Annotated in this window: 14 protein-coding genes and 1 tRNA gene; 5 read left to right on the top strand and 10 right to left on the bottom strand. The window is 57.4% G+C overall.

What is annotated here, in order from left to right:
* Positions 1–8: 8 nt before the first annotated feature.
* Positions 9–6533, bottom strand: a complete 6525-nt coding sequence (locus IEX85_RS13430; RefSeq protein ID WP_188861123.1) for a type I polyketide synthase — start codon at positions 6531–6533, stop codon at positions 9–11.
* 446 nt (positions 6534–6979) lie between these two features.
* Between IEX85_RS13430 and IEX85_RS13425 the strand changes: the two genes are divergently transcribed.
* Positions 6980–7687, top strand: coding sequence for a 4'-phosphopantetheinyl transferase family protein (locus tag IEX85_RS13425; RefSeq protein WP_188861122.1), 708 nt, complete (start codon positions 6980–6982; stop codon positions 7685–7687).
* 213 nt (positions 7688–7900) lie between these two features.
* Here IEX85_RS13425 and IEX85_RS13420 read toward each other — a convergent pair whose 3' ends face one another.
* The 6 genes from IEX85_RS13420 to IEX85_RS13395 all read right to left on the bottom strand — a co-directional run bounded on the left by IEX85_RS13420 (position 7901) and on the right by IEX85_RS13395 (position 18947).
* Positions 7901–8362, bottom strand: a complete 462-nt coding sequence (locus tag IEX85_RS13420; protein ID WP_188861121.1) for a hypothetical protein — start codon at positions 8360–8362, stop codon at positions 7901–7903.
* A gap of 86 nt (positions 8363–8448) precedes the next feature.
* Entirely contained in the window at positions 8449–9519 is a 1071-nt protein-coding gene (locus tag IEX85_RS13415) for a hypothetical protein (protein WP_188861120.1), read from the bottom strand.
* Positions 9520–9569: 50 nt separating this feature from the next.
* Positions 9570–10349 (bottom strand): DUF6345 domain-containing protein, encoded by a 780-nt coding sequence (locus IEX85_RS13410; RefSeq protein WP_188861119.1) that lies wholly within the window; start codon positions 10347–10349, stop codon positions 9570–9572.
* A 268-nt stretch (positions 10350–10617) separates the two neighbouring features.
* Positions 10618–11322: a hypothetical protein gene (locus IEX85_RS13405; RefSeq protein ID WP_188861118.1), complete on the bottom strand. Its 705-nt coding sequence runs from the start codon at positions 11320–11322 to the stop codon at positions 10618–10620.
* 1248 nt (positions 11323–12570) lie between these two features.
* Positions 12571–15939 (bottom strand): TonB-dependent receptor domain-containing protein, encoded by a 3369-nt coding sequence (locus IEX85_RS13400; protein WP_188861117.1) that lies wholly within the window; start codon positions 15937–15939, stop codon positions 12571–12573.
* 767 nt (positions 15940–16706) lie between these two features.
* On the bottom strand, positions 16707–18947 hold the full coding sequence (locus IEX85_RS13395) for a CHASE2 domain-containing protein (RefSeq protein WP_188861116.1): 2241 nt from the start codon (positions 18945–18947) through the stop codon (positions 16707–16709).
* Positions 18948–19310: 363 nt separating this feature from the next.
* Between IEX85_RS13395 and IEX85_RS13390 the strand changes: the two genes are divergently transcribed.
* Both IEX85_RS13390 and IEX85_RS13385 read left to right on the top strand, forming a co-directional pair.
* Entirely contained in the window at positions 19311–19955 is a 645-nt protein-coding gene (locus tag IEX85_RS13390; RefSeq protein WP_188861115.1) for a Crp/Fnr family transcriptional regulator, read from the top strand.
* A 408-nt stretch (positions 19956–20363) separates the two neighbouring features.
* On the top strand, positions 20364–21974 hold the full coding sequence (locus tag IEX85_RS13385) for a hypothetical protein (RefSeq protein ID WP_188861114.1): 1611 nt from the start codon (positions 20364–20366) through the stop codon (positions 21972–21974).
* 62 nt (positions 21975–22036) lie between these two features.
* Here IEX85_RS13385 and IEX85_RS13380 read toward each other — a convergent pair whose 3' ends face one another.
* The gene (locus IEX85_RS13380) at positions 22037–22288 is read right to left on the bottom strand and encodes a hypothetical protein (protein ID WP_188861113.1); all 252 of its coding nucleotides are present in this window, start codon (positions 22286–22288) and stop codon (positions 22037–22039) included.
* Positions 22289–22905: 617 nt separating this feature from the next.
* On the opposite strand from IEX85_RS13380, the gene IEX85_RS13375 reads away from it, so the two are divergent.
* Positions 22906–23088, top strand: coding sequence for a hypothetical protein (locus tag IEX85_RS13375; RefSeq protein ID WP_188861112.1), 183 nt, complete (start codon positions 22906–22908; stop codon positions 23086–23088).
* Between the two features lie 30 nt (positions 23089–23118).
* Positions 23119–23373 carry a site-specific integrase gene (locus tag IEX85_RS13370; protein WP_188861111.1) on the top strand — a complete coding sequence of 85 codons (255 nt, stop codon included), beginning with the start codon at positions 23119–23121 and terminating at the stop codon, positions 23371–23373.
* A gap of 245 nt (positions 23374–23618) precedes the next feature.
* Here the strand turns inward: IEX85_RS13370 and IEX85_RS13365 are convergent.
* Both IEX85_RS13365 and ftsZ read right to left on the bottom strand, forming a co-directional pair.
* Positions 23619–23706, bottom strand: a tRNA-Ser gene (locus IEX85_RS13365).
* A 426-nt stretch (positions 23707–24132) separates the two neighbouring features.
* Positions 24133–25332, bottom strand: a complete 1200-nt coding sequence (gene ftsZ, locus IEX85_RS13360) for a cell division protein FtsZ (RefSeq protein WP_188861110.1) — start codon at positions 25330–25332, stop codon at positions 24133–24135.
* Positions 25333–25377: the final 45 nt, after the last annotated feature.

Below are 25377 nucleotides of genomic sequence, written 5' to 3'. Positions count from 1 at the left end.
CCTGATGGTTAGTTCAATTCCAGTTCCCGGCGCAGCAGTTCATCGATGTGCTCTTCGCTCATGGCATCGATGGAGTCCGGCTGATCCGTCCCTTGCGCCAGGACGGTAATGGTCTCGAGTTCAGATTGAGGCGCGGCGACGGGTTGTCCGCCGCCGGTGTGGTCCTTGGTAGCGGCTTCGGAATCAAACACTGCATCCAGCTTGCCTGCGATCACTTCGGCAATGCGGTTGACGCTATTGCCTTTCATCATCTCCAGAATCGAGATATCGACCTTGAACTCCTCGCGGATTTGCATCTGCAGGTCTATGGCCATGAGGGAGTCGAGTCCATAGCGATTGATGGGTGTATCCGAGTCGATATGCTCGATCGCCAGCTTCAGGGTGGTCGCCAGCATGCCACCGAAGCATTCGGCGATGGCGCAGGTCAGCGCTTCCGCACCTTGCGCCCGCAGGGCGGACCAGCTGTCGGCTTGCTCCTGTACGGCGTTGGCCTCCACCAGCTCGGAGAAACGAGGTGCAGCGCTACCGCTCTCGAGCTGACCCCAGCGTCGCCAGTCGATGTCGCATATGCCCATCTGCGCAACTGGTGCCTGCATCAGCCGGGCAAAGGCTTCCTGCGCCTGCTGTATCGGGAAGCCCTGAATGCCGAGATGGGACAGGTGCTTGATGACATTGGGGTTTGCAGCCATGCCCACATCGCTCAGGGGGCCCCAGTTAATGCTGGTAGCGGTCAAACCATGGGCCTGGCGGTACTGCGCCAGATTATCGAGGAACAGGTTCGCGGCCACGTAGTTGGCCTGATTGCGGTTGCCGATCAGCGCCGAAACCGAGGAGTAGAGGACAAAGCAGTCCAGATCCAGCGACCGGGTGGCAGAGTGCAGATTCCAGGCGCCCAGGGCCTTGGGTTTCATCACTGCTTCGAGGCTGGCGGCGTTGACGGAGAGCATTTCGCGGTCGTCCAGCACCCCGGCGGTATGGAAAATACCGGCCAGGGGCGGCAGCTGCTCATCGATGTACCGGATTAAACGCTTTACCGCGGCGCTGTCGGCAATGTCCGCCGCCTGCGCACAAACCTCAGCCCCGGCATCCTGCAATTCGGCGACCGCTGCTTTGGCCGCGGGGCTGCTGTCGCCACTGCGGCTGACCAGTACCAGATGGCGGGCGCCCTGCTCCACCAGCCAGCGAGCCATGCCAAGACCGAAGCCACCGAAGCCGCCGGTGATAAGGTAGCTGGCCCGGGGCCGGATGCGCAGACTTGCGCTGGGTTTGTCGATGATGCGCAGCCGCTCGCCGCTTTCCAGAGACAGGACACCCGAAGCCGTCGGTTCTGTCGCCAGCCTCTCCGGGTCAAGAGCCGGCAGTATTACCCCATGACTGTCGAGGCTGGAAAGCATAGGTTCCAACTCCAACTGAAGGTCTGATGGCGTACTCAAGGCCTCCCGCAAAAGATCGGCTTTGTGCAGTTGCAGCTGCACTTTGCCGGAGGTCAGGCTGGCGGGCTCGGCGCGCGCTTCATCGCCATCGTGCAGCTGTATGTAGCATCCACACCCGGCCAGCAGCGCATCCAGATCTAGATGCGGCACGCTCCCTGTGGTAGTGAGAATCAGGTTGAAGCCAGTCCCGGACTGTAGCGCCTGTAAATCCTGCATCAAGGTGGCTGAATCGATATGCAGACGGCCTCCACTGTTACTGCCTGCACCCGACAGCACTTCGACAGGCGCGCAGCCAAGACTACGGGCCAGCTGCGACAGAGCCTGGCCGACGGACGAATCGCTGCCCAATATCAGCACGGAACTGCCCGCCTGGACGTGTCCGTACTCGAGCAGGGCTGCACGCGCCAGCACCAGTCCCGAGAGCGCTCCCGCGGCCGTTTGCACCGGCCATTTCGCAGGCTTTGGCAGCGCCAGCATCGACGCTGGCTCGAGCGTGACAAAGCGTCCGACGCTCCCCCGGTAACAGGCGATGATTTCATCACCTGGCTGAAAACCGCGCACGGCCTCGCCGGTATCGACGACCCGCGCACAGACTTCCTGCAGATCCCCGCTGCCGCCGTTCATTAATGCGGCGCGCACCTTGATTTCGATCTCACCGGGTTCAGGCGCCTGGCGCGGGCAGGCCTGGAACGCAGCGCCGCTCAGGTGCGCAAGCGCAGCCGGTGCCGGGACGAAGTTGCGCTCACGCCCGGCCGCTTTTGGTTGCGGGCGCCAGGCCTCATGCAGAGGACTGCGGCACAGACGGTAGACGAAGCGTTGCTGCCCACGCAGGGCAAGTTCCTGTTCGCGCCCCTTGCCCGCACATTCGACCAGCAGCTGTTGCAATGCCGCCTGCGACAGATTCCGTTCCAGGTCGACACAGCGACAGTGCAGCTGTGGCAGTTCCATCGCGGCAACACGGGCGAGTCCGATCACCGGACTCTGCGCGAATCCGTCGCAGCTATCGGTGTCCAGTACACGCTGGGCGTCCTGAGTCAGAAGAATGGTACACAGCGGCACCTGGATGTCGCACTGCGCCAGGGCCTGTAGAAATGCCAGTGCCCGAGTGCTGCCATTCAAGTGAATGGGGTCGTCGCTGCGTTGCGCCATGGACAGGCCATAAACCAGGCAGAGCCGATCGTAGTCACGGAACCGGGCCTGGTCCTCGAAGAAGCGCTGCAGATGTTCGGCATTGCCTGGATCGAAGCGATATTCGCGTTCGCTGACCCTGCTGTACTCAGACTCCGCCAACACTGTGATCACCGGGGTATCCGGCTGCTGCTCGAAGGACGTCTGCAACAGCTGTCCCGAATCATCGCGCTGCACCAGCAGGACCTGACAGACTGACCCGGCCGGCTCCGCGGGCGATTCGTTCTCTTCCCTCCAGAGGCCCTGATATGCCCGATCATCCAGTCTGTCATGGCTGCTGCTTCCCGGGGAACGCAGCGACTGGCAGTGCAGATCGAGAATTTCGACCAGCACCTTACCGCTGTCATCGCAGACGCGGATATCGCCGCGGATGCTCTGCTCGCCGATATCCCGCACCCTGCCATGGCAGTAAATCTCGGTACCGGCTTTCCCGAAGTGGCGCAACTGGCCGATGCGGACGGGGATGTACACCCGACGACTGAATTCACTCTGTTCCGGCAGTGCCGAAATCAGTGACTGGAAACAGGCATCCAGCAGGGTAGGATGCAACTGGTAATTATCTGCCGACGATGCTGTATCGGGGTGGGCGCGAATGCAGGCCAGCACCTCGCCATCGCGCCGCCACAGCATTTTGATGCACTGAAACCAGGGCCCATACTGGAGGCCGCGCTGCGTCAGTTCAGGGTAGATCTGCTCCGGCTGCAGCAGCTGCATGCCTGAGGCTTTGAGGGCCGTGATATCGACAGGATAGTGATGGGCGAGTGACAGCTTCTGCATGTAGCCGTTGGCATGCAGCCTGTGTTGATCGCGCTCTTCCAGGGTGTGGCTATGGATCTCGAAACAACCCGACTGCACCCTTGTCTGCATCTGGCGCTCGCTATCGGCGTCGATCACCAGGGCATTGTGAAAGCGGACATCGGTGAGCAGACAGCTATCCGTGCCCGTGGTTTCCCGGTGAGCGCACAGCGCAGCCTCGATGAAGGCGGCACCCGGCAGAACAACCAGATCCTCGACCTTGTGATCCTCGAGGTACGGCAGGTAACGGGTATTGATCTGGTTCAGCCAGCTGTCGTGCGGTTCATCCTCGCGCGCCCCCAGTACCGCGTGCTGTATGGTTTGGCCCAGGCGGTCACGCTGTGCCTGGGGGGCGTCGTTCCAGTGGCGTTCGCGTTGCCAGGGATAGTTAGGCAGCGCTATGTATGCAGGTGACAGCGGCGTGCAATGCTCACCATCCGGTGTCCAGCAGTAGCGGTTGCTCGACAGGTTCGCCCAGGTCAGGCGGTAGCCCCGGGTATACAGGGTCGCCGCCGTCTGCTTCAGGCTCACCTGTTCATCGGAGCCCCGTTTAAGTGAACTGATCAGCAGACCATTGACCCGGTTCTTGCTGAAGCACTCTTTGATCGAAGTGGACAGCACCGGGTGTGGCCCGACCTCGATAAAATCCTCGTAGCCGTCGGCCAGCATCTGCTCCAGCGCCCTGTAAAAGTACACGGGCTGGCGCACGTTGCGGCACCAGTACTCGGCGTCGAACGCGGTTCCCTCGACACGCGTGCCGGTGACCGTGGAATAGACGGGCAGCGAGGGTGTTACCGGAGTGAGTCCGGCCAGACATTCGCGGATTTCATCCAGTAGCGGGTCCATGGTGGGGCTGTGATAGGCCACCTCGACCTCAAGCATGCGATAAAAGGCGCCACGCGTTTGCAGTTGTTCCGCAATGCTTTCCAGGGACCGGCTGTCACCGGACAGGGTCATCGCCGTGGGACCGTTGATGGCGGCGATCGACACCTTGCCCTCGTAAGCTTCAATCAGGCTGACGGCTTCCGCTTCGCTCACGCCAACCGCCATCATGGCCCCCTGATTGGCCGCTTTTTTCTGGATGCGACTGCGGTGGTAACTCACGCGCAGTGCCTGCTCCAGCGACAGAACGCCTGAATGGTAGGCACTGGCCACCTCCCCCACGCTGTGACCGATAATGGCAGCCGGCTGCAAACCCCAGCTGCGCAGGAGTTCCACCAGGGCCATCTGAATCACGAAGTTGGCCGGCTGTGCGATCTGGGTCTCGCCAATGCGGGACTCGGCTTCCGGACGCAACATTTCCTCCAGAATCGACCAGCCGGAGATCTCACGGAATAGCTGGTCACAACGCGACACGGCGGCACGAAATACCGGCTCGGAATCCAATAGCTCCCGGCCCATGCCCCACCACTGCGGTCCCATACCGGTGAACACGAAAGCGAGTTTGTCGCGCCACTGGCTGGCGTGCCCTTCGATACAGTGTTCTCCGGTCTGCTGGTCGCGGTACTGGCGCAGATTTGTACACAACTCCTCGACGTTGGCACCGCTGATGCAGAGCCGGTGGTCGAGCTGCGCGCGCCGGTCCCCGGCGGAATAACAAAGGTCGGCAATATCGGGCTTGTCCGCGCCCTGTATTCGTTTCAGGTAAAGTTCCGCCAGATTCATCAGTGCCGCTTTGCTACGCGCCGACAGCGGCAGCAGCAAACGCTGACCGCTGACATGCTCGATCTTGCCCTGCCCCTCAAGCGGCGGATGCGCCGCGGGCGTATAGCTCTGCAGTACCGCGCAGGCATTGGTGCCGCCGTAGCCGAAGGAGTTGATGGCGGAAAACAGGGGTTGCACGTCTCCCGGGAGTTTCGTCGGGTATCGCGCGACTTTGAGGTGCAACTCGTCAAACGGGATTTTCGGATTGAGCTGCTGCAGGTTTGCCTGTGGCGGCACACAGCGGTGCTGCAGGGCAAGCGCGGTCTTGATAAGGCCGGCCACCCCGGAGGCAGCTTCCAGATGGCCGATACTGCCCTTAACAGACCCGACAATACAGGGCGATTCGGCGGCCTTTTCCCGGCCGATGGTGGCGCCGATGGCGGACATTTCCAGGGGGTCGCCGACCGCGGTGCCCGTGCCGTGCGCTTCGAAGTAGTGAATATCGTTCAGCGGTACCTGCGCGCGCCTCGCCACTTTACGGATCAGCGCCTGCTGTGAATCGGCATTGGGCACGGTGATGCCATCGGTACGACCATCCTGATTGCAGGCGGTGGCACGGATCAGAGCGTAGACTCTATCGCCATCGCGCTCGGCTTCGGCCAGGGGTTTCACCACTACGATACCGGCGCCTTCGCCACGACCGTAACCATTGGCACGTGCATCGAAAGCCTTGGAGCGGCCGTCGGGCGCGAGAAAACCGCCCTTGCACAGGCCAATGAAAATTTCCGGCCGGTGCATGATGTTGACGCCGCCCACCAGCGCCAGTTTGCTGTCGCCGCTCCAGAGGCTTTGACACGCCTGATCCAGAGCGACCATGGATGAGGAGCAGGCGGTATCAATGGTCATGCTGGGACCGCGCAGGTCGTAGAGGTATGACAGACGGTTGGACAGCATGGTGAGGGTCATACCCACAGCAGTGCTGGCGGCGATGGTGTGGCGGTTCAGAGGACTCAATTGTGTCAGTTTGTTGTCGAGCATAAAGCCGCCGACAAAGACTCCGGTTTCGCTGCCGGCCAGCGATTCGGGATCGATACCGGCATCTTCCAGCGCCTCCCAGCTTACCTCCATCAGGATGCGCTGCTGTGGGTCCATGGCCGCGGCTTCGCGCGGTGAAACGCCAAAGAAAAGCGCGTCGAATTCGTAGATATTCTCCTGCAGGAAACCGCCGCTCTTTACGTACATTTTGCCGGGTTTATTGCGATCGGCATCGTAGAAGCGGTCCAGAGCCCAGCGGTCTGCAGGTACGTCGACGATGCAGTCCTTACCCTCCAGCAGGTTGTCCCAGAACAGCACCGGGTTGGAAGCTGCACCGGGAAAACGACAGCCCATGCCAACGATCGCCAATGGCTCGGGGGGCTGGACATCTGAAGGTTCTGATCGGGTGAAGAATTCGGGAGAGCTGTAGTCATTCATTTTGCATTCCTTCACTGTCTGGTTTGCATTTACATAGGTGTTGGCGTCAGGAAAGCAGATGCCCCTTTAGTGCCCCTTTAGATTGGCTCGATCGCCCGCAGAAAAGCTTCCGAGTTACCACGTCAGTTTAAAAAACAGCAATCCAGCAGGCTGTTAGGAATGACCAGGGATTATGTGAAATATTTACATTTCCAGACATGGCCCCTCTAAACCGAGACATTTACCGACTAGGGAGGGGAAAGTAACGGTAATATTTCACAGACTATCAGTACCGACCCTCGATACATTCCACATCAGGCCCTATTAACAGGGCCGGTATCGCACATCCAATACCTGTTCCAAGGTCTCCCACTATTTCGGTATATGACTGTTCTGATGATCTACAGTGAAGTTCAAGCAGGTAGATTCTAGGGAACCTGCGAACAAGTCCCAATGAGGCTATTTTCATGTTTACCATAAACCCCAGACTGGAGGGGATTTTCCCGCATAGAGACTTCAGCACCGTCAGTATGGCTTCGCTTCTGGATGATGATGTTCTTTTTGAATCGGAGCGAAAACTGGTGAAAAATTGTGTCGCTCAACGCAGGCGAGAGTTCGCAACCGGGCGCCATTGTGCCCGTTTAGCGATGAGTCGCCTTATAGTCGAGCGTCATCCGATACTGAAAGACCCGTCCGGGGCGCCACTGTGGCCAGAGGGAATGGTCGGCAGCATCAGCCATACCCGCGGCCTGGTCGTGGCGGTCGTGGCAGAGCGCTGCAAGATGCGTGCGGTGGGCGTCGATGTGGAATACCGAAAACGCCCCTTTCCCGTCGACGTACTGGAGTATATCTGCGTGCCTGAAGAGCGTTCCTGGTTGAAATCACTGCCTTCCGAAGCTATGGAATTAAGCGCCTTTATACTATTTTCCGCTAAAGAAAGTTTTTATAAAGCCTGCTACGGCCTTAGTGGATTTTCGCCAGACTTCAAAGAAGTTCGTATTGAAATCGATATAGGGAAAGGTATATTTAATGTATTTTTAAGCAAGCCTATTACCGTATCCCAGTCTTTTCCAACCACAGGGTGGTTTGGGTACAGCCAGGACCATGTATTCACTGCTGTATGGTCGCACAATACTATGACTATGGATCAAACCCTGACATCACAGTATCCTTGAAGTATTTACATCGCTTCATTTTAGTATTAACCCGCCGGATTAATAGGTTAACCAGGGATGTTTAACTTTGGCCGCAGACCAATGCGAGCACCACATCAATCAGCATATCTTCGCACCTGTTCCCGTTTCTGTGGTGTGAGTTGCAAATAGCTCTGGAGCCTATTTGCAAGCCAGGTTCCATAGTAGATCTGAAAAATCGCCTTCTGCGCTTGGTCAGCCGCTGCTGCCGCCCAGGTCTCCCCACTCCCCGCCCCAGGGATCGTCCAGCGGTTCGGGCCCCAGCGGAACCGGATCGAAATCGATGTCCGGTTCCAGCCCGGTCTCTTCGGGCAGGGCATCGCGCCAGTCGGCTTCGAACAGAGGGAATGTCTCCGGCACCTCAACTTGCTGCGCCGGCTCAAGCGGCTGCTGCTCGTGCCAGGCGGTCACGCTGTCGCGAAAATATGTATCCTCGTCCCAATGGTTTCGGGACAGCTTAGTCGCCGCCCGGGATGGCTCGCGAACCGGTTCCGGCGCCTCGGAACCGAGGGGCTTCAGGGCTTCTGCCGGTTGTTCTGAGGACCCAAGAGACAACAGCGGCGCCTGGTCAGAAATGGACAGCGCCGCCACCAAAGCCAGCAGGATTGCCGACCAGGCAACGGCGACCTTGGATCTGTGGGTCAATTGAGTTTTCAAGAAGTGACTCCCGTTTTTCGATACGGCGTCGTTCTGTTACTTGCCTGACGGGGCCCGCCAGGGCGGCCTTCCCTGGCCACCGCAGCTTAGAGACTGCCGGGAGCCTTTTCCGCAGAAGGGTCGGGCCTCATGGCCTGCATCCAGGTGGCGTCCGGGCGCATCTTCTCACCCGCAGGGAAGAAATCGAGCGTGGCCTTGAGCGCGTGTCCGGAACGCGCATCCCGGGCATGTTCCTTCGTATCGACGATCCACTTTTTGACTGCATGGCGCATGCAGCCACCCTGGATAAGCGCCGCCGGATCGCGTTTGCGGGCACCGAAGTCCACGTAGCCGCACTCGAAGTGCAGTTCATGCACCCCGCGCTCGCCGGCTTCGAATGGCGAGAACCTGGCACCCCGCCGGCGGATTTCGCCCAACGGCAGAATTCGCTGTACCTCACCGGTCTCGGCATAGGGTGCCCAATCGTAATCGAAGCCTATCGGATCACCGTCGTTGGCGAAGGTGACCGCGACCTTGGAGCCGGGGCCAACCACCGGGAGACCATCCACTGTGCGGCTGAATACCACGGTACTGGATTGCACACGTTCAGGGAGCATCCGCTCGCTCTTGTCCGCGGGACCGCCGCCGGTGATTTCGAACTCGGTAAAGAAGGGTATCAGCGCTTCGTTGGGGCCGATGGATACGAGATCCTGCAGGTATCCGGCCACAAAATCGCGCCCCATCGCTTCCAGCTCTTTCTGCGAGAAGCGCTCGTCCAGTGGCAGCCCCTGCTTGTCCGCACTCTCCTGGTCACCATAATTACGGTAGCGGACGCGCGTACCGTCGCCGTACACCTGCAGTACCCAGCCGTCGTCACTGACCAGGGAAGTGTGCTTGTCGGTCACCTCGCGCTTGAAGCGATCGCTGGTATGGACGCCGCCCGGGAGAGCGCGAAGGCGCTCCAGCAGTACTGCCGCCATTTTCTCCGCCCCGGGACCCGCCTTGCGGCTCAGCAAGTGGAGGCCGTCGCGACCGAGCCCCGCTTCGGCGGAACGCTGTTCGGAAGCGACGCGTTCGGCAAAGTCGGCACTCAGGGCCAAGGTGGAAGCGCTACACAGCAGCGCGCTCAGAAGGCTTCGGACGAAGCGCTTGGTGTGAGTAGTCGTCTGTCTGGACATGATGGTCTGCTCCAGTCGGTTTCAAGTTCGGTCCGTATGTGCGTACGGCGTCACAGGTTGTTCCAGTAGCGATAGCAGTAGTACTTGATGTTGCTGTCGCGCAGTCGGCCGTAAGCGGGGTAGTTTTGCCACTTCATGTTGTCGCGACGGGCGGCGCAGTTGGCATAGCTGGTGCCGGTAGCCATGACGGTCACGTCCTGAGAGGTGGCCCAGTCGGAATTGGCGTCCTTCCAGGCGTACTGCAGGGTGTGACTCTTCTGCATGTTGTCGGCGAAATCCTCACCCGTCTCGTCGGTGGTGATTGAGTCGTACAGCTTGTCGTGGCTGCCCAGGGCGATACGCAGACCGCCGCGGAAGATGGGGCCCATTCGAGTCCACATCTTGCCGTCGTTGAACTTGAGGGTTTCGCAGGCGTAGGTCGCGAGAATGCTGAGCCCGTAGGACTCATCCCCCAGCCTCATGCTGGTGGACGAGGCAAGCTGATTCTGATCCCACATGGCCCATACCGACTTGTTGGACCAGCCGCCACCATGGGTGCTGGCATAGAACAGGTTCACGTTGTCCAGGGTGAGCTGGTCACCGCCTGTCTCCCACCACCACTTGGCTCCGTGCAGGTTGTAATAGAAGATCTTGAAGTCAGTGTCGTCGAGTTCGTTGTTGAACCAGCCGCAACGCTTCCATACATGCGGCAGCTTGTTTTGCCAGTTGTTCTGATAATCGGACTGGCAGCCGGTTCCGAAGCGTGCCGCGGCACCCGCTTGCAGCGAGGCACCCAACGTCAGGCCGACAGCGGCGGCCATCGTCAGGTAAAGTTTGTTTTTCGGATTCATTGCTGTCTCCTTCGCTGCCCCTGAGGCAACGGATCTTTTCATTCGGAGGGACAGCTACAGCGTGCGTGAAACGGCGAATGCCTTCCGTCATATATTCCCAGCCCGGGAAGGAATTATTCACACTGGATTTACTGAAGATCCGGGCTATCCAATCGACTAGCCCGGTGAGTTGATGGGTGAAATGAAGTTTTTTACACCCCGCCTTTCGATATCGCGAAAGCTGGTGAAGCCAGTTCGTATTAGGGAACCTGCGAACATGCCGGGGTATTCATGGTGATTGGGTTATAAGGTCTAGCCGGCCCTTCATTCTGGTAGTCCAGGCAATGTCATCCAGTTGCGGAAACTCCGCGGGACGGCAAACGGTGCTGTCATCCGAATTGCATTTAATCAAACAAAAATTGTCGAACTGTACCGCATAGGGTGCATTATCTCCCAAGCGGTTTATCACAGAGTTAACCGAGCAAACCTTTTTCCCGCTATTAAGCGCCTGAACAACGCGCTGTTCGCAGATCTTCTTTACCGGTCGGCGGCTACTTATAAAGGAAACTTCTCGGACCTCCCATTTACGATAAAAAGCTTCGCTCTCGCCCCAGTCCTGCGAAGTTTCGGTACCGCCCCAAAGGCTTGTATTCAATGCTGCCAGGAAAGGCAACATTACGCCCGCTTGATTGTAGAATTCGTAGTGGCGTGGCGGTGCTTCAATGATGTCACCTTCCTCGACTGCATATTCGCAGAGATAGCTACCTAGAATCCGGTGATCATCGACTGCGTAAAGCGCCCCAGGATGCAGAGTCGAGAGCTGGCTGGCGCTCGTGCGACCCAGGTAATGGACGGCGTCTTCATGCGTCACGGTGACGAAGAAGGACGCAATAACAGCGATCATTGCCAGTATCAAGACGGCACCGCCGAACTTCAGGATGAGACTGCGCCAACCCGCTTTCAAAACGGAGCCGGGATCGACAGAACCAGACATCTTCGGCCCTCCTTATTGTGGGCAGCATAAATTGCTGCCACAGGGATAGTAATTGTCCGGACACGCCATCGCGATGCCTGACGAACCAACCACAATAAAAATCACGAGAAGTATTCTTTTGATCATGACAAACCTCCTACTATCACGAAAATCCATTGCTTCAATCATCTATTTAAAGCCGAATTTTGGGATATTCAAAAACAGATCTCCGCTCCCAAAGCTTTCAGCACTCGCAGTAAAGTTAGCCCGATCAATTCAGCATTTCCGTGATACTAATTACTTGGTATTTGTTAAATATTCACGTCGAGAAATACAGAACTGGCGGATAACGGTGCCGAGTTCATTGTGCAAATGGCCATTGCCAAGGCGCTGAACTCTGATGACGACTTTGCCATCCCTCGACTTCATGGGGGCGTGGGATGACTGAAAACTTTAACGGCCTGCTTCGCCAAGGAAACGGATCTTCGAACGAGCACAGACAAGGATGTCCGACAGGCAGAAAAGCGATTAAGCCCGAGGCACGGAAAATGCTTCAGGCTCAGACAGCCTGAAGTGATCTTTCAGAAGTACCTTCAGGCTGCATAGGGGATGCCGCACTACGGAGTTAAATTCGCGCTCTACCAGCTCCACGTCATTTAGACCGAAGCTCTCCAATTCCACACGATACTTCTCTTGGCAGACCAACGATCGCCTGCCCATCAGCTTAAAGCCACCGGCTCAGGTACTAATGTGGTACATGGCGGTATCGCTCTTTAGGACAGCCTCCCATAAATTTTGATGGTTGATCTTTAAATACATGGACTACGTAACAAAACGGTATCCTACCGCTCGTACCTCGCACCTCAACAATCGGGCTTCCTTTAATTGCAATCAGGCCAAGCGAGTTGAGGGTTACGACCTTTCCGCTTCCGATTTCCTCCGGACTCGAAAGTTCCTCCAAGTCCACATCGCGACCCTCTATACGAAGAACTACACTGCCATCAGCCCGGTATACGAAGGACCCTAATTCCGACTGACGGTTTTCCCATTCCGAGGGCATTTTTTGATCATCTTCTTTCGCTATACCGTTCGCGCAACCGGAAAGCCAGAGTAGAGAAATTAGTCCTACAAGACTTGGCAGCCGATAACAAGGTCTAATTCGTTTGCATAACATAATCGTATTCTCCCGTGTTAACTGAAACCGCTTTCTGCGGACTCAAGTGGACCAAACCAACCCGTCGACACCCAAAAATCAAGCGGGCAGTATGGTTAAAACGACAGGGTCAGCCTGCCGAATACAAGACGATCCGGCTGCACGGTGGGTGTATCGGGGTCAGTGTCCTGGAGTTCAAACTCTTCATCGAGTAGATTCTTCACACCAACGCTGAACAATCCGAAACGCCTTGGCAGACGATAGTCAACCCGCACGTCCGTCACCCAAAAGTTATCCTGCCCAGATATAGTGACCATTCCGGTGTCTTCCGGATCAAAGTCTCCGGATTGATCGGTATAGGTTCCGGTAACGTGTAACGACAGACCGCTTAAATCAAAATAGCTGGTTCCGAAGCTCATACGGTGGGTTTTCGAATGAACGATACCTTGAACAAGGTTCGGATCGATATCAAAGCGCTCGTACTGGTACTGCGCACTCAACGCCCAACGATCATGCGGAGTCCAGTAAAGATAGGCCCGTGCAAAGTCTTCGTTCAGGTCATAGAATGGAGCTTTGTCCTCCGCTACACCAATGACAGGCGCATCAAGGCGCCGCTCTGCGTACTCTGCGCCAGCAAAGAGCGACGACCCAATCTTCTGATCGACAGCGATTCCGTAACGCCAAGCATCCGAGCCCTCGATGTCATCGAAAAATTGATTAAAACCTGCGACCTGAGTCGGTTCGATGGTTTCCCTAAACAACGTTGTCGGATTCAGCACCCTAAAGCCTGAGGCGCGGACCACAGTATCATCTAGCGGCTCCCAGATTACACCGAGCTTAGGACTAACTTGCTCGCGATCGATCTGCTGCCCCCTCCTAAACGACTCCAGACCTAGTCCGGCGATGAGCGTTAAGTCGTCCAAAACTCCGAAATTGGCGTAGGTGTAAAGGGCCTTATTGACAAGGCTTTCCCGTTGATCGGGTACCGGTACAGGTATGAGATCGGGAAAGAAGGGGATCTCGACGAATAAGACTTGCCTGCGTTCGGAGTCCAAATCCAGGTAACGAAACCCACTCACCACATCGAGTCGTTCTGATCTCGCAAGGTGCTGGAGTTCGACGGTAAAGCCATCCCTGTCTCGGTCGAGATCGAAACCTTGGGTGCGTCTTCGTTCTCTCTCTTTGAAGCTTTGGTCTTGGTAAAGTACGGAGCCTATTAATTCAGAACTCGGGGAAAAGGTATGGTGTAGGCCCAAGCGAACCGAATCGGACTTGCGCTCTCGGCGAAAGACCGGCAACGGTTCGGCGCCGAACTGCAAGGCCAGCTCACCCTGATCTCTTTCAGTTCGCCGGTACTCGGCCTGTACGCTAGTCGCTGGCCTCAACTGAAACTGGACGAAGGCGTCATAGATATCGATCTCGAGGTCATTATTGGCCCTGAAACCATCGCTTTCATAGTGAAACTGCCCCAGATTATACGAGAATCGATCCCTAATACCTGACAGCGCGACCTCCTCTCCCAAGGTATCGTTTCCTGCCACTAGACCGGATGCCTGTACAGCGACGCGCTCTCTCAGCAAAAGGGGGTTGAATTCATTAAACGAAGGCAAGGTGGGACCAAGCCCCTCAAGTATCTGCAGATCTGTAGCCGCAATACTCGCCTGAATCGGTGTTACATTGAGTGGTTGCAGAAGCTTGGACTGAAGCAGTTCGCTCGCCTGGGCGATCTCGTGCCGTGGAAGTCCGGCATAACCATCTGCGAAAAGGCGATGAGCAGAATAATTGCCGGGATCGGTGTTAACAGACTTTCCCCCCTCCACCAGGGCAAGTTGGTCGAAGCCAAGATTGCTATAGACGCGGCCTAAAGCTGCGCTCCTTGCAGCAAGGTCGTCGTCCAACGACAGCCTGGAGCGATAGACCGCGCGGTTGTAATTGAGCTTGACAGATCTTTGGACGTCTTGTAGTGCTTGGACCGATCGATTGATGGTCAGCTTGCGAATGGCATCGTAAAACCAGGGTGTTGGATCATTCGGATCGAGCTCCTTCGCTATGGCGAGTTCGGTCCCGGCCAGTTTATCGCGCCTCTCTTCATAGTAAGCCTTCCCGAGAGTGCTTCTGATCGACGAGTTATTCGGATCAAGACTGGCCGCTATTTCAATCTCGCGACGCCCGCCTTCCAGATCGTTCTTGCGAACTTTGGCCAACCCGAGACCGAGACGGGGCAACGGGTCGGACTGATCCAGCCTGATGGCCTTTTCGAAGGCGGCTCTGGCCTGATCAATCTCAAAACGCGTGAGGTGGGAAAAGGCCAATACCGTCTGAGTTCGCGCCAGCTCGGGATTGCGCACAACCGCCTCCTGGGCGGCCTCGAGGGCGCGATCGAGATAACCCATCGCGAGCCAGAGTTCCGCCAGCCTAGCCCAGGCCAGAGCATCCCCAGGGGCGAGGTCGACAGCCTCCTGTGCACTCGCCTGCGCCTTTTCGATCTCGAAATTCGACTGATAAGCGTAAGACAAGGCAACCCGCGGAACCGGCGACTGCGGATCGAGCTCGATCGATTGTTTAGCAAGAGAGAGCGCTTTCTCCCCTTCATTTTGCACCACCGCGATAACCGATTGCAGCGCAATGACGGTAGCGTTGTTGGAATCCAGATCCAGGGCCTTGGCGATATCGGAACGTGCCTCGTCGACCCGGCCTACCGACAAAAGGAGTCCAGCCCTTAAGGTGAGGTAACGCTCATCGCGTTGACCGGCCGGCACGCCATCGAGGGCGGCGAAAGCACCTGGCAGATCGCCCGCCCGGTAACGCGCCACAGCGTGGGCTACAGCTCTGGAAGTCAGCCCGGACCAATAGGCCATGCCGCGGTAATCGATTAGCGGCGGGTAAAAGAGCGCCCACTGTACCGCATTCCTGGGACTCACAACCAGGTGCCGCACGGGCGCTTCGCCGGCTCTGGCGATCGCCGCCTCACCACTGTTCACCGGGAGCCGGCCGATGTCGTTGCTGGCCAGAACGCGCCCTTCGAAAACCCACAGCATACTGCGCTCGCGCTCGACGCGAACCATGAACTCGGTGCCTTCCACGCTGGCGTTCAGAAACTTCGTCCTGATATTCAATTGCTGTGTGACGCGGCTGATGAAATACACAGCACCTTCGAGAAGCTCTATCCAGGAGGGCTGTTCAGCCTGGGGGGCCGATAAGGTAACTACTGTGTTCTGTTCGAGCCTGAGAAGATTGGTATCCCGATGGAACTCTATTGCCGCCCGGCTGAGCGCCCCGACCCTCAGGCTGTCATCGGCGCAGAGTGTCGCGTTCGCTTGCATCGGTTGCCAGTGCGCCTTACCTGCGGGCTTGACTTCCACCTGACCTTCGACGGAGACGATTCTCGCCACCCAGGGCTCGCACCCGTCGGCGGCCGGAACATTCGACGATAAGGCCCAGGAAAATCCGATAAACAGGATGAAGAACCAGCGGTAACAGCTCATGGCTCCTTAACCTCCTTGTGGTGTCTGAGTTATCGCTATAACTCAGACACTTAGCGTCTCTAATGGAATACTTTGACCCGGTCGCGCCTTCTGCATCCAAGAAACATATCAATTAGGCCTAATAAAGGACACTTGCAATTATCAATATGCCCCAATTCATAAGAATCCTATAAAAATCAGAAACCTAATAATAATATGACATCACACTTCGCTTGTGGAAACAGGGAAAACCGCACTGCTCGAATCAGAAACCATAGAAAATGTATAGTTCCAACTCTGCGTAGATGCAAAATAGGTCGACCTTCTTATAAAATAATAATCTAAACGCATGTTTAAAATGAATATACCTTTTCAATCAACTTGAGCTTCAGTCATTTCTTAATTTTCCGAATATACGGATAATTTTCCGTCAGACCCGATCACCTACGACAATTACCGATGGGAAATCAAAAGCCATAAAATTTATTAAAATCCAACAAAACCGAATAATTTCAATAACTTAATAATAGAAAATCCAGGATTCCAAAGGAAAGAATACTCTATTAAGTGCTGGGGTTCCGTCTGCTTCAAGCCCTTTTGAAATAATTAGTATACGTAGCGAATGCTATGCATGCAGCTCATCGCGCTGCCTATTGCTCAACCACTCTATATTCCGATCCCTTATGAAACAGCCTTACCGGAACCTGCCAGAATCATTGCCAAACCATAAAAAACTGGCGAATCCATAAGGCAAGTTATAAATTAACAGCGAATCCTGAGTAAGAGCCTTATTTCTGAGTGAGGTTAATCACGGCATCCCAGTTTGGCGCCGGGGGACAGTCAATAAAGCTCTCGCACAGTCTCAGGTAGTACAGCGAGGGGCCATCGTTATCGTAGGTCGCCAGTAACGTTCTGAAGGCTTGCGCTGCCTTTTGCCAATGCTGCTCACGAAAGTACTGGAGGGCGGTGGCGAACCGGGAACACCTGTCCAGCCAGGCTGCATCGACCTGCCCGGCGCGCCCCACCAGCTCATGAATAACCAGGGGCTTGCGCTTCCCTTTCAGACGAAAGCTTCCAAGCTCGCGTGTAACAAGTTCGTCCAGGTCCTGGACCAACTCAGACGAGGCGAGCAGCCGTGTACCCAGTTGCTTGTTCAGACCCTCGACACGTGTAGCGGTATTGACCGCATCGCCAACGGCGCGATATTCGAGGTGATCGCCGGTGCCAACATTGCCAAGTACGACCTCTCCGCCGTGCATTCCCAGCCGGGTCGGCAATTGCGCTTCGGGATTGTGCCGGTTGAACTCATCGATGGCAGTGACTATATCCAGGGCTGCAAGACAGGCCTCTGCCCGAACGGACCTGTACGAACTCGCGTTCTCCCAAATGGCCAGGACCGCGTCCCCCACTACATCCGAAATAAATCCGCCGTGTCGTATCACGGGCTCGAATACGACTTTGAAGTATCGGTCCAGCTGTATCTTGAGCGCTTCGGGCTCAAGGGTTTCAGAGAGCCTTGTGTATTGCTCGGCATCGCTCTCGAGACAGATGCTGTTAACCAGCTTGAATCGCATGAGCGGATCCCCGGGGGCGGTCAGTAACTCAGTCACGACCTCCGACGGCAGATAGTGCTTCAGGATATCGAGGATTCTCTCGCGTTCATGACGGGTCTGCCGGTACTGCCAGAGCAATCCGGTGATCAATGCTACCGGCAACTGAAAAAACAACGGGCTCACAACAGGCAGCCAAGTGCCGCCCCGGGCGAAAGCCGAGTATGCACCCGCCATATAGCCAGCAGCCAAAATCCCTGCCAACGGGACAAGATAAACGGCACGCAAGGTTAGAAACAAAGTCCCCAGGAGCACACCCCACAGCACCATCACCAGGGCGTTTGCTAGAGGACCGAGCGGCCTGACCTGCCGCCCCTCGAGCAAATTCGCAAAGGCGGTAGCGGCGAACTCCACACCGCTCATATCCATGGAGAAGGGTGTGGGGTAACTGTCGCCCTGCTCCTGGCGAAGATCCTCCGCGGCGCCTACAAAAACCACTTTACCCTTGACGTCAACCGGAGCCTGCTCGCCTCGCTCGCGAGACCTCGTTTGCAGAACACGATGGTAGGGATAAGTGGTGATGCTGCCCGCCGGACCATAGTAGTCCAGGAAGCGGCTGTTTGGGCCGCTGTACAGTTCAACCAGAACCGAAAGCATCGAACGAGTATTCGAATCGATGCCCGCAGAGTGCTTGCGCAGTCCCTCCAGCACCTTTGGTCCAAGGGCGGGATTGCCCTGAAACTGCTGCCGTAACTCCTGGACCTGCGTGACCACATTCTGCTCCGGTGCACTGTCATCAGCATTTTGTAGCCGTCCACCCTCGCCGATTCCAGCTCGAAGCAAATCCCTCAGGTGCGGTAAATGGAAGTTTGCATAAAGCTGGAGCGCCACTACCGGCAGAGTCGCGGCATCACCGGCAGACGACACGAACAGCCAGGACTGATACTTGCGAAGTGGCCACTTCGGCAGCGGAAATGGCGCCACGGCGGTAGCTGCCTCCATGAGTTCCGGTATTGGTCGCACCCGCCTTATGATCAGGGCGCCCCCGGTGGGGAGAAACTCCAGATCACAGTCCTTCGGTCGCAGACACATCTGAAGGTACTCGAACAACACGACATTGCCGGCGTCGCGGATGGCGTCTGCAAACCGACTATCCTGGCCATTATCGCGTGACTCCCTGAAATGCATGTCAAAGACAATGACCCGAGCGTCCAGCTGTGCAAGCTTACTCACCAGCTCAGCATGATGGAACCGCGGCCACCTCTCCGGTTTGTATGGCAACCGGAGCGCGTCCGACGAGTCCCGGTCGATCGCGACGACAGCGACCTGTTCGGGAACAGCCCTGGGGCCGCGCAGCTTGAAAAGCCAGTCAAGCCCGATATCTTCTTCCAGATGAGCCGCCTGCACGACTATGTTGGCAACGAGCCCGACAAGCGCTGTGAACAAGCCCAGCGCCAGCGCCCTGGCCATCACTGGCATGGTTGAAACACCTCAATTTGCAGGATTGCGGATTGCTACGTGCACCGCAACGCGAGCTTAGGGGCAGCCAGACAGGCAACCTGCGAATCAGTCGTAATGAGGCTCCGGTTAGCAGGTCCCTGGACGCTACCAGGTTCAGGGTAGATGTGAAAATTTTAGACTGCAGATAGCTCGGGCAAGGCCAGGCAAGGGAATAATTCACTAAATCGATAAGCAGGATACACTTTGATAACCGGCCCCTTAGCACCAGAATTGTTGTTAGACCTCTGATGTCGAACCGGTCTGGCTTTGAGTATCGAGTGAAGTGAACCGATGCGCGCTGCTTCGGCAACGCCACCGAATTCAGTCAAGGAGCACTATTCGATGGTTTCACCCACGGAGTTATTTCCCGAGCTTAGCCCGGAAGATCTGCATATCCTTACCAGCAACGGTGTAACGAGAAACTACCCGAAGAACGCAGTGCTGATAACCGAGGGGGACCAAAGTGACTCTCTCTACATCATCCTCACCGGCAAGGTTAAGGTCTTCCTGAGCGACGAGCACGGCAAGGAAGTCCAGCTCAATATCCAGGGACCGGGCGAGTACTTTGGGGAGTTGGCGCTGATCGACCAGGCGCCGCGCTCGGCCTCGGTCATGACCCTGGAGCCCTCGAGGCTGGCCGTGGTATCCAAGGCGGATTTCCAGCGCTGCCTTGCCGAGCATCCCGAGATCGCCGTGGAGCTGATTCGCTGTCTGGTACAGCAGGTCCGTTCGCTTACGGAAGCTGTTGGCAACATGGCCATGAAGCCCGTCTACGAGCGAGTGGCCTGTACCCTGTTGAAACTGGCGACGGAACGGAATAACAGTCTGGTGATCGAGGAAAGGCTGACCCATCAGGATATCGCCAACATGGTGGGAGCCTCCCGGGAGATGGTCAGCCGCATCATGAAGGACCTGAGTACCGGCGGCTACATCCAGGTCAGGGACCGCAAGATCTTCATCCAGGAGAAACTGCCGGCCGGCTGGTAGGGCTAATTAGGCGTATCTTCCATCGCCCCGCCGTCTCAACCACACAACGCCTCAAGGGCGATCTGGTGAAATTGGGTAATCACGGAAGGGGGTTGGCCATCGACTGGCAGGCTTACTGCACTGGACGCAAGTCCCTTGTTGGATTCACATCGTACCTCGTGCACAAAATTATAAAAGCCCCACTTTATGATAATGCTGTTCACTTAAGTGGAGCCTTGCGGGCCAGCCGGCGCGTGAATAGTTCGGCAACAGCCGGGGTAATTTCTCACAGCAGCCACCACCGCGACACCCGATACTGATCGCGGGCTCCAGAACTGCCGGTCAGTCGACGCGCACACTGGTTTCACCTCGATTATCAGCAGGAGTCCCGTTGTCACCTCATCAAAAACATCAGGGAGTTCATCTAAAATGAAATTCCATTTGCTATTGACGCTACTGCTACTTTTCTCTGTCCCGCAGGTAAAGGCCGCCACACCAGTCAACGGCTACGCATGGCTCTACAGTTGGCAGTCCGGCGCGAATTCAAAATCCAGCTCACCCGGAGGCTCGCCACCACAGAGCAGCCTGGGCGAGTTCAAGCGTGAGCTGGAGGAAGCCGAGTCCATTCCCGATCAGGTGATCATCGACGGCGACCATCTGATGCCGGCTTTTTCTTCCGCAGTTGAAGAGGTTCTGCAGCAGATGGCTCCCCTCTACGACTACGAAACCCAAGTACCCCGCGCTACGCAGCCGGACATCAGCCGTCGCGAGAAACGTCTGCTTGGCGCCTACCTGGACAGGGTCGATCACGCCGGACTGGCACAACTCCTGGCGCTGTATCATTTAAAGCGCTCGCTGCTGCGCGACAGTGGTGGCCAGGCGATCAAACACACGATTCTCGCGCAGTATTTCCTGCATCGATCACTGGATCTGGGACGCGACAAGTGGTGGATTCGCAAATCGCTACAGGCTACCGAAGCGCAGTTGCACCAGTGGTTCGAAACCCGCCGTCCGCACAATGATGCAGCAGACAATGCCGATGAAAATCACCCGGCGCATATATTTTTTCGCGAGATCTTTTTCAACAACCACGAGGGCGACCGTTTTATCGCCCTGGAGAAATTACTCGATGATTTTGCCGAGCACCCGCGGAATATGCTCACCAACACCTACCTGACCACGGTCAACATCTGGATGGGTGGCGAAGCAGACTACGATGACCCCACCGTCCTCTACCATTTCGTGCTGTCCAGTTATTTTTCCGTCCGTGCCCGCTACCTGGCGGAAGAACGCGAAACCCTCTGGCGTGAAAACCCCAATGAGCACTCGCGCTTTCGTCTCGCTACCCTAATCGGCGGCTGGACGGTACCCGCGCGCCGCTGGCTGGCCCGCCTGCACGGCGACGACACCGCTGTACAGCGCCTGGATGCGGAACACAACCACTGGTTGGCTATCAACACCGCCTTTGTCAGTGTGCCGGTCGGACTCATGCTGTTCGAAGAGAATGACAAATTCGCCGAGGGATTTGCCGCCTGGGAGGCCGGGCGGGACTACTGTGACAAGGTATCACCCACGGATCTGAGCTGCATCGACTGGCCGCGAGCGTCATTCAATATCCTGTCCTTCGTCCTGGGCGAAGTGGATTTCTATCTCAAGAGCGGGCAGTTGGCGGTGGCGGAATCACTGCTGTCGTTGCGGCATATCCCAAACGAGTATTTTGCCGAGTCCTTCGCGGTCTGGGACATAGGGCGGGAAGCCTGGCTGCACCGCGAGCAGAACCTGGAACAGATCGCCGCGCTCTACCAGAACGAGGATCCCGGGGACGACCCCAGCCACTTTCTGCTGAAGCAGCACAGATGGGGTCCCGGCACCTTCATCTGCCAAGTCTGCCATCAGCGCCAGAGCAAGGAGTGGCCCGAGGGCGAGGTGGAAAGAGTCCTGTCCTGGACCGATGAAATCCCACCCGTGGGTGAGGGCAACTGGCCGCCGGTATCTACCAGTTGGTATGGTTCTTCCACCAGCGTCGGTCTGTCACTCTGAGCCAGTCGTAGAGATCGAACAGCCCGCCGCCGATACAGGCAGTTGCGAGTCCACCGTACTCATTACCGCCGCCAGTATTGCCGCCGGGCAGCCCCCGGCCAGTAGGGAATGAAACCGGGCCTGCATAAGGATGATGAACACCTTTTTGCGTCCGCGCCGTGCAGAGGTTGCAGCAGGAAGGCACCGTCCGCCAGGTCGATCAGCAGGGCATACGTCAGCGTCTGCGCCATCCAGCTCACGGCAATGCGCCGCGCATTGGGGATGTTCTTTACCGAGCTGATCGCCTTGAAGCACGCCAGGATAGATTTGACCAAAATAACCCATCTCCCAGGCCAGCAGCGCGACGATGACGAGCAGACCCCAGGGGTTGATCGGCGGCCGTCGCTCAGGCGCTGGACTCCATCGGTGAGCTGTACAGATCAAGGACCAGATCTGTGACCAAGGCCTGGAGGCCTAGAGGAAAGCCGTGCAGTTGATCGAGGAAGCGGTGGCGGTGGCTGCACGTCGCGCCCAGACCTGTGCCGCGAGCAGGGCTTGTCCCTTCGTACGCTGCAACGCTGGCAGCACCGTCCGGACGATCAACGCCCGAGCGCGTCGCGCCCGAAACCCGCCGACAAGCTGAGCCTGGACGAGCGCCGCCGAGTCCTGGAGGTTACCAACCAGCCGGAGTTCGCCAGTATACCTCCATACCAGATTGTGGCGCGCTTGGTCGATCGTGGCACCTCGCTGGGCTTGGAGTTGGCCTTCTATCGCGTACTGAACGAAGCCGAGCAACAGCACCCGCGGGGCCGCAACCGACCGCCGGCGAAGCGGTCACTAACCACCCATGTGGCCGACTGCCCGAACCAGCAGTGGTGTTGGGACATCACCTGGTTACCGACCACCGCAGGGGCGCTACTTCTACTGGTACATAATCAAGGACGTCTACAGTGTGTGGGCTGATGCGTTCCATGATGGCGGGATCAAGCGCAACACGCTGGATCGAGTCAAGAATCTTGCCCGGGATGACGACGAAGACACGGCCGATCGTTTCGAGCGCGGTGAGCTTGAGCGTATCGCCCACGTGAAGACTCGTCGCCCGCAGGACATCAACCTGGTGATGTTTGCCTCCTGATCCGGACTGTCACTCTCCGAAGTGATGGCCTTGGCCTGGGAGCTTCTGGATACCGAAACCTGGCGGCTGAAAGTTCGCCGGGCCAAGGCCGGACCGGAGTACAAGGTCCCGAAGGAGAAGTCTCGGGTACGGATTGTCGAGCTGATTGACCCTGCTATTCACTGGATCCAGAAGCAGATTCCCTGGCATGACCCGCCGATCCGTCGCTGCTACACCGACCTGTTGGTGAAGGCTAAGGTTGGCTACCGCGGCCCGGACCAGTGCCGGCATACCTTCGCGAGCTAGGCGCTATCGAACTACGTCCCGCTTGAATGGGTCGAACGCCAGCTCGGTCATACCGACACGACGATGATCAAGAACAACTATTGAAGATCGAGCCAGCAAGACACCTGCTCAATGGCTGGGTTGGTGTCTGAAATGATGGGATTTAGAGGGGACAGCGGCGCACAGAAAACGGACATTTCTGCCTCAATTATGCCCCAGCCCTCTGAGGAAGTTTCGTAATTCCCTTAGGAATCAACGAGATAATATGGCGGTGAGGGAGGGATTCGAACCCTCGATGCCTTTCGACATACACACTTTCCAGGCGTGCTCCTTCGGCCACTCGGACACCTCACCAAATTGTCACTGCGATGTCTCTTCAGACTTCGAACCAGCACGCCTGGCGTGCTCGTTACCGTCGTCGCTAGCTCCGACGTTCTCTCCGGCAAGCCTCCGAGTCAGCCACTCGGACATCTCACCAAATTGTATTGCATCGTCGGAAACTGCCGCTTCACTCGGATGCCGCTCAACGCTGTGTGCCGTTGAGGTCGCGTAATTTAATAGATAACTTTCTGAATTGCAAACCTTTTGCCGAAAAAAATTTGCAGCGCCCCGTTTCTGGTTACTGGACAACCAACCCGGGTCTGCCAAGGCAAAAGGAGCTTAGCCGCGGCCACGGATCGCCGGGCGCAGAACCGCTTCGGAGCGTTCTAGAAATCAGGCCCGATCGGGAAAAAGCCGCCCCTGCCGGGGCGGCCAAAAGACATCACCGGAGGGCGGCGCTCAGTCAGCCTGGCGGCGCAGGAACGCCGGGATATCCAGGAAGTCCATATCGTCGGTGCCGGTGCGCTTGACCGGCTCCGGCGGCGCCGCTTCCGCTTCTTCGCGGCTGGCACGCTCCTCGGCACGGTTGCGCAACACGGTCGGCAACTCCAGCTGACTGTAGTCATTGGTGGAGGTGGTGCGCGCGGCGCGGGCGCTTGCCGCAGTCGTGCCACCATTGGCGATGCGCACTTCCTGCTGCTCGACACGGCCGAGGCCGGTCGCGACCACCGTTACCTTGATCTGATCGCTCATCTCCGGATCGATGACGGTACCGACCACGATGGTGGCGTTTTCCGAGGCGTACTGTTCGACGATGTTACCGACTTCCGAGAATTCGCCGAGGCTCAGATCGAGGCCCGCGGTAATATTCACCAGCACCCCGCGCGCGCCCTTGAGGTCGACGTCCTCGAGCAGCGGGCTGTTGATCGCCGCTTCGGTGGCTTCCTGAGCGCGCCCTTCGCCATGAGCGGCGCCGGTACCCATCATCGCCATGCCCATTTCAGACATCACGGTGCGCACATCGGCGAAGTCGACGTTGATCATGCCGGGGCGGATGATCAGATCGGCGATACCCTGGACCGCGCCCTTGAGCACGTCGTTGGCGACATTGAAGGCGTTGATCAGGCTGCAGTTCTTGCCCAGCACCGGCAATAGCTTTTCATTGGGTATGATGATCAGGGAGTCGACGTGATCCTTGAGCTCCCGAATGCCCTCTTCGGCGATCTTGAGGCGCTTGCGCCCCTCGAACGGGAATGGTTTGGTCACCACCGCCACGGTCAGGATGCCCAGTTCACGCGCCACCTCGGCGACGATCGGCGCAGCGCCGGTTCCGGTTCCGCCGCCCATGCCGGCGGTGATGAACACCATGTCCGCGCCGCTGACCATCTGCGCGATACGTTCGCGGTCCTCGAGCGCCGCCTGACGCCCGACATCGGGGTTGGCGCCGGCGCCGAGTCCCTTGGTCAGCTCGCCACCGAGCTGGATGACGCTGCGCGCCACCAGCCCGGCCAGGGCCTGGGCATCGGTGTTGGCACAGATGAATTCAACGCCTTCAACGTCGGTGGAGACCATGTGCTGCACGGCGTTACCGCCGCCACCGCCCACGCCTATCACCTTGATGACGGCACTCTGTGGAATGCTATCAACGAGTTCGAACATTTTTCTTTTCCCCTCCAGATGCTGCGCCGGCTTCTGAGTCCGGTC

The organism is Marinobacterium nitratireducens, assembly GCF_014645375.1.
Lineage (GTDB): Bacteria > Pseudomonadota > Gammaproteobacteria > Pseudomonadales > Balneatricaceae > Marinobacterium_A > Marinobacterium_A nitratireducens.
This window is presented reverse-complemented; position numbering and strand designations above follow the sequence as displayed.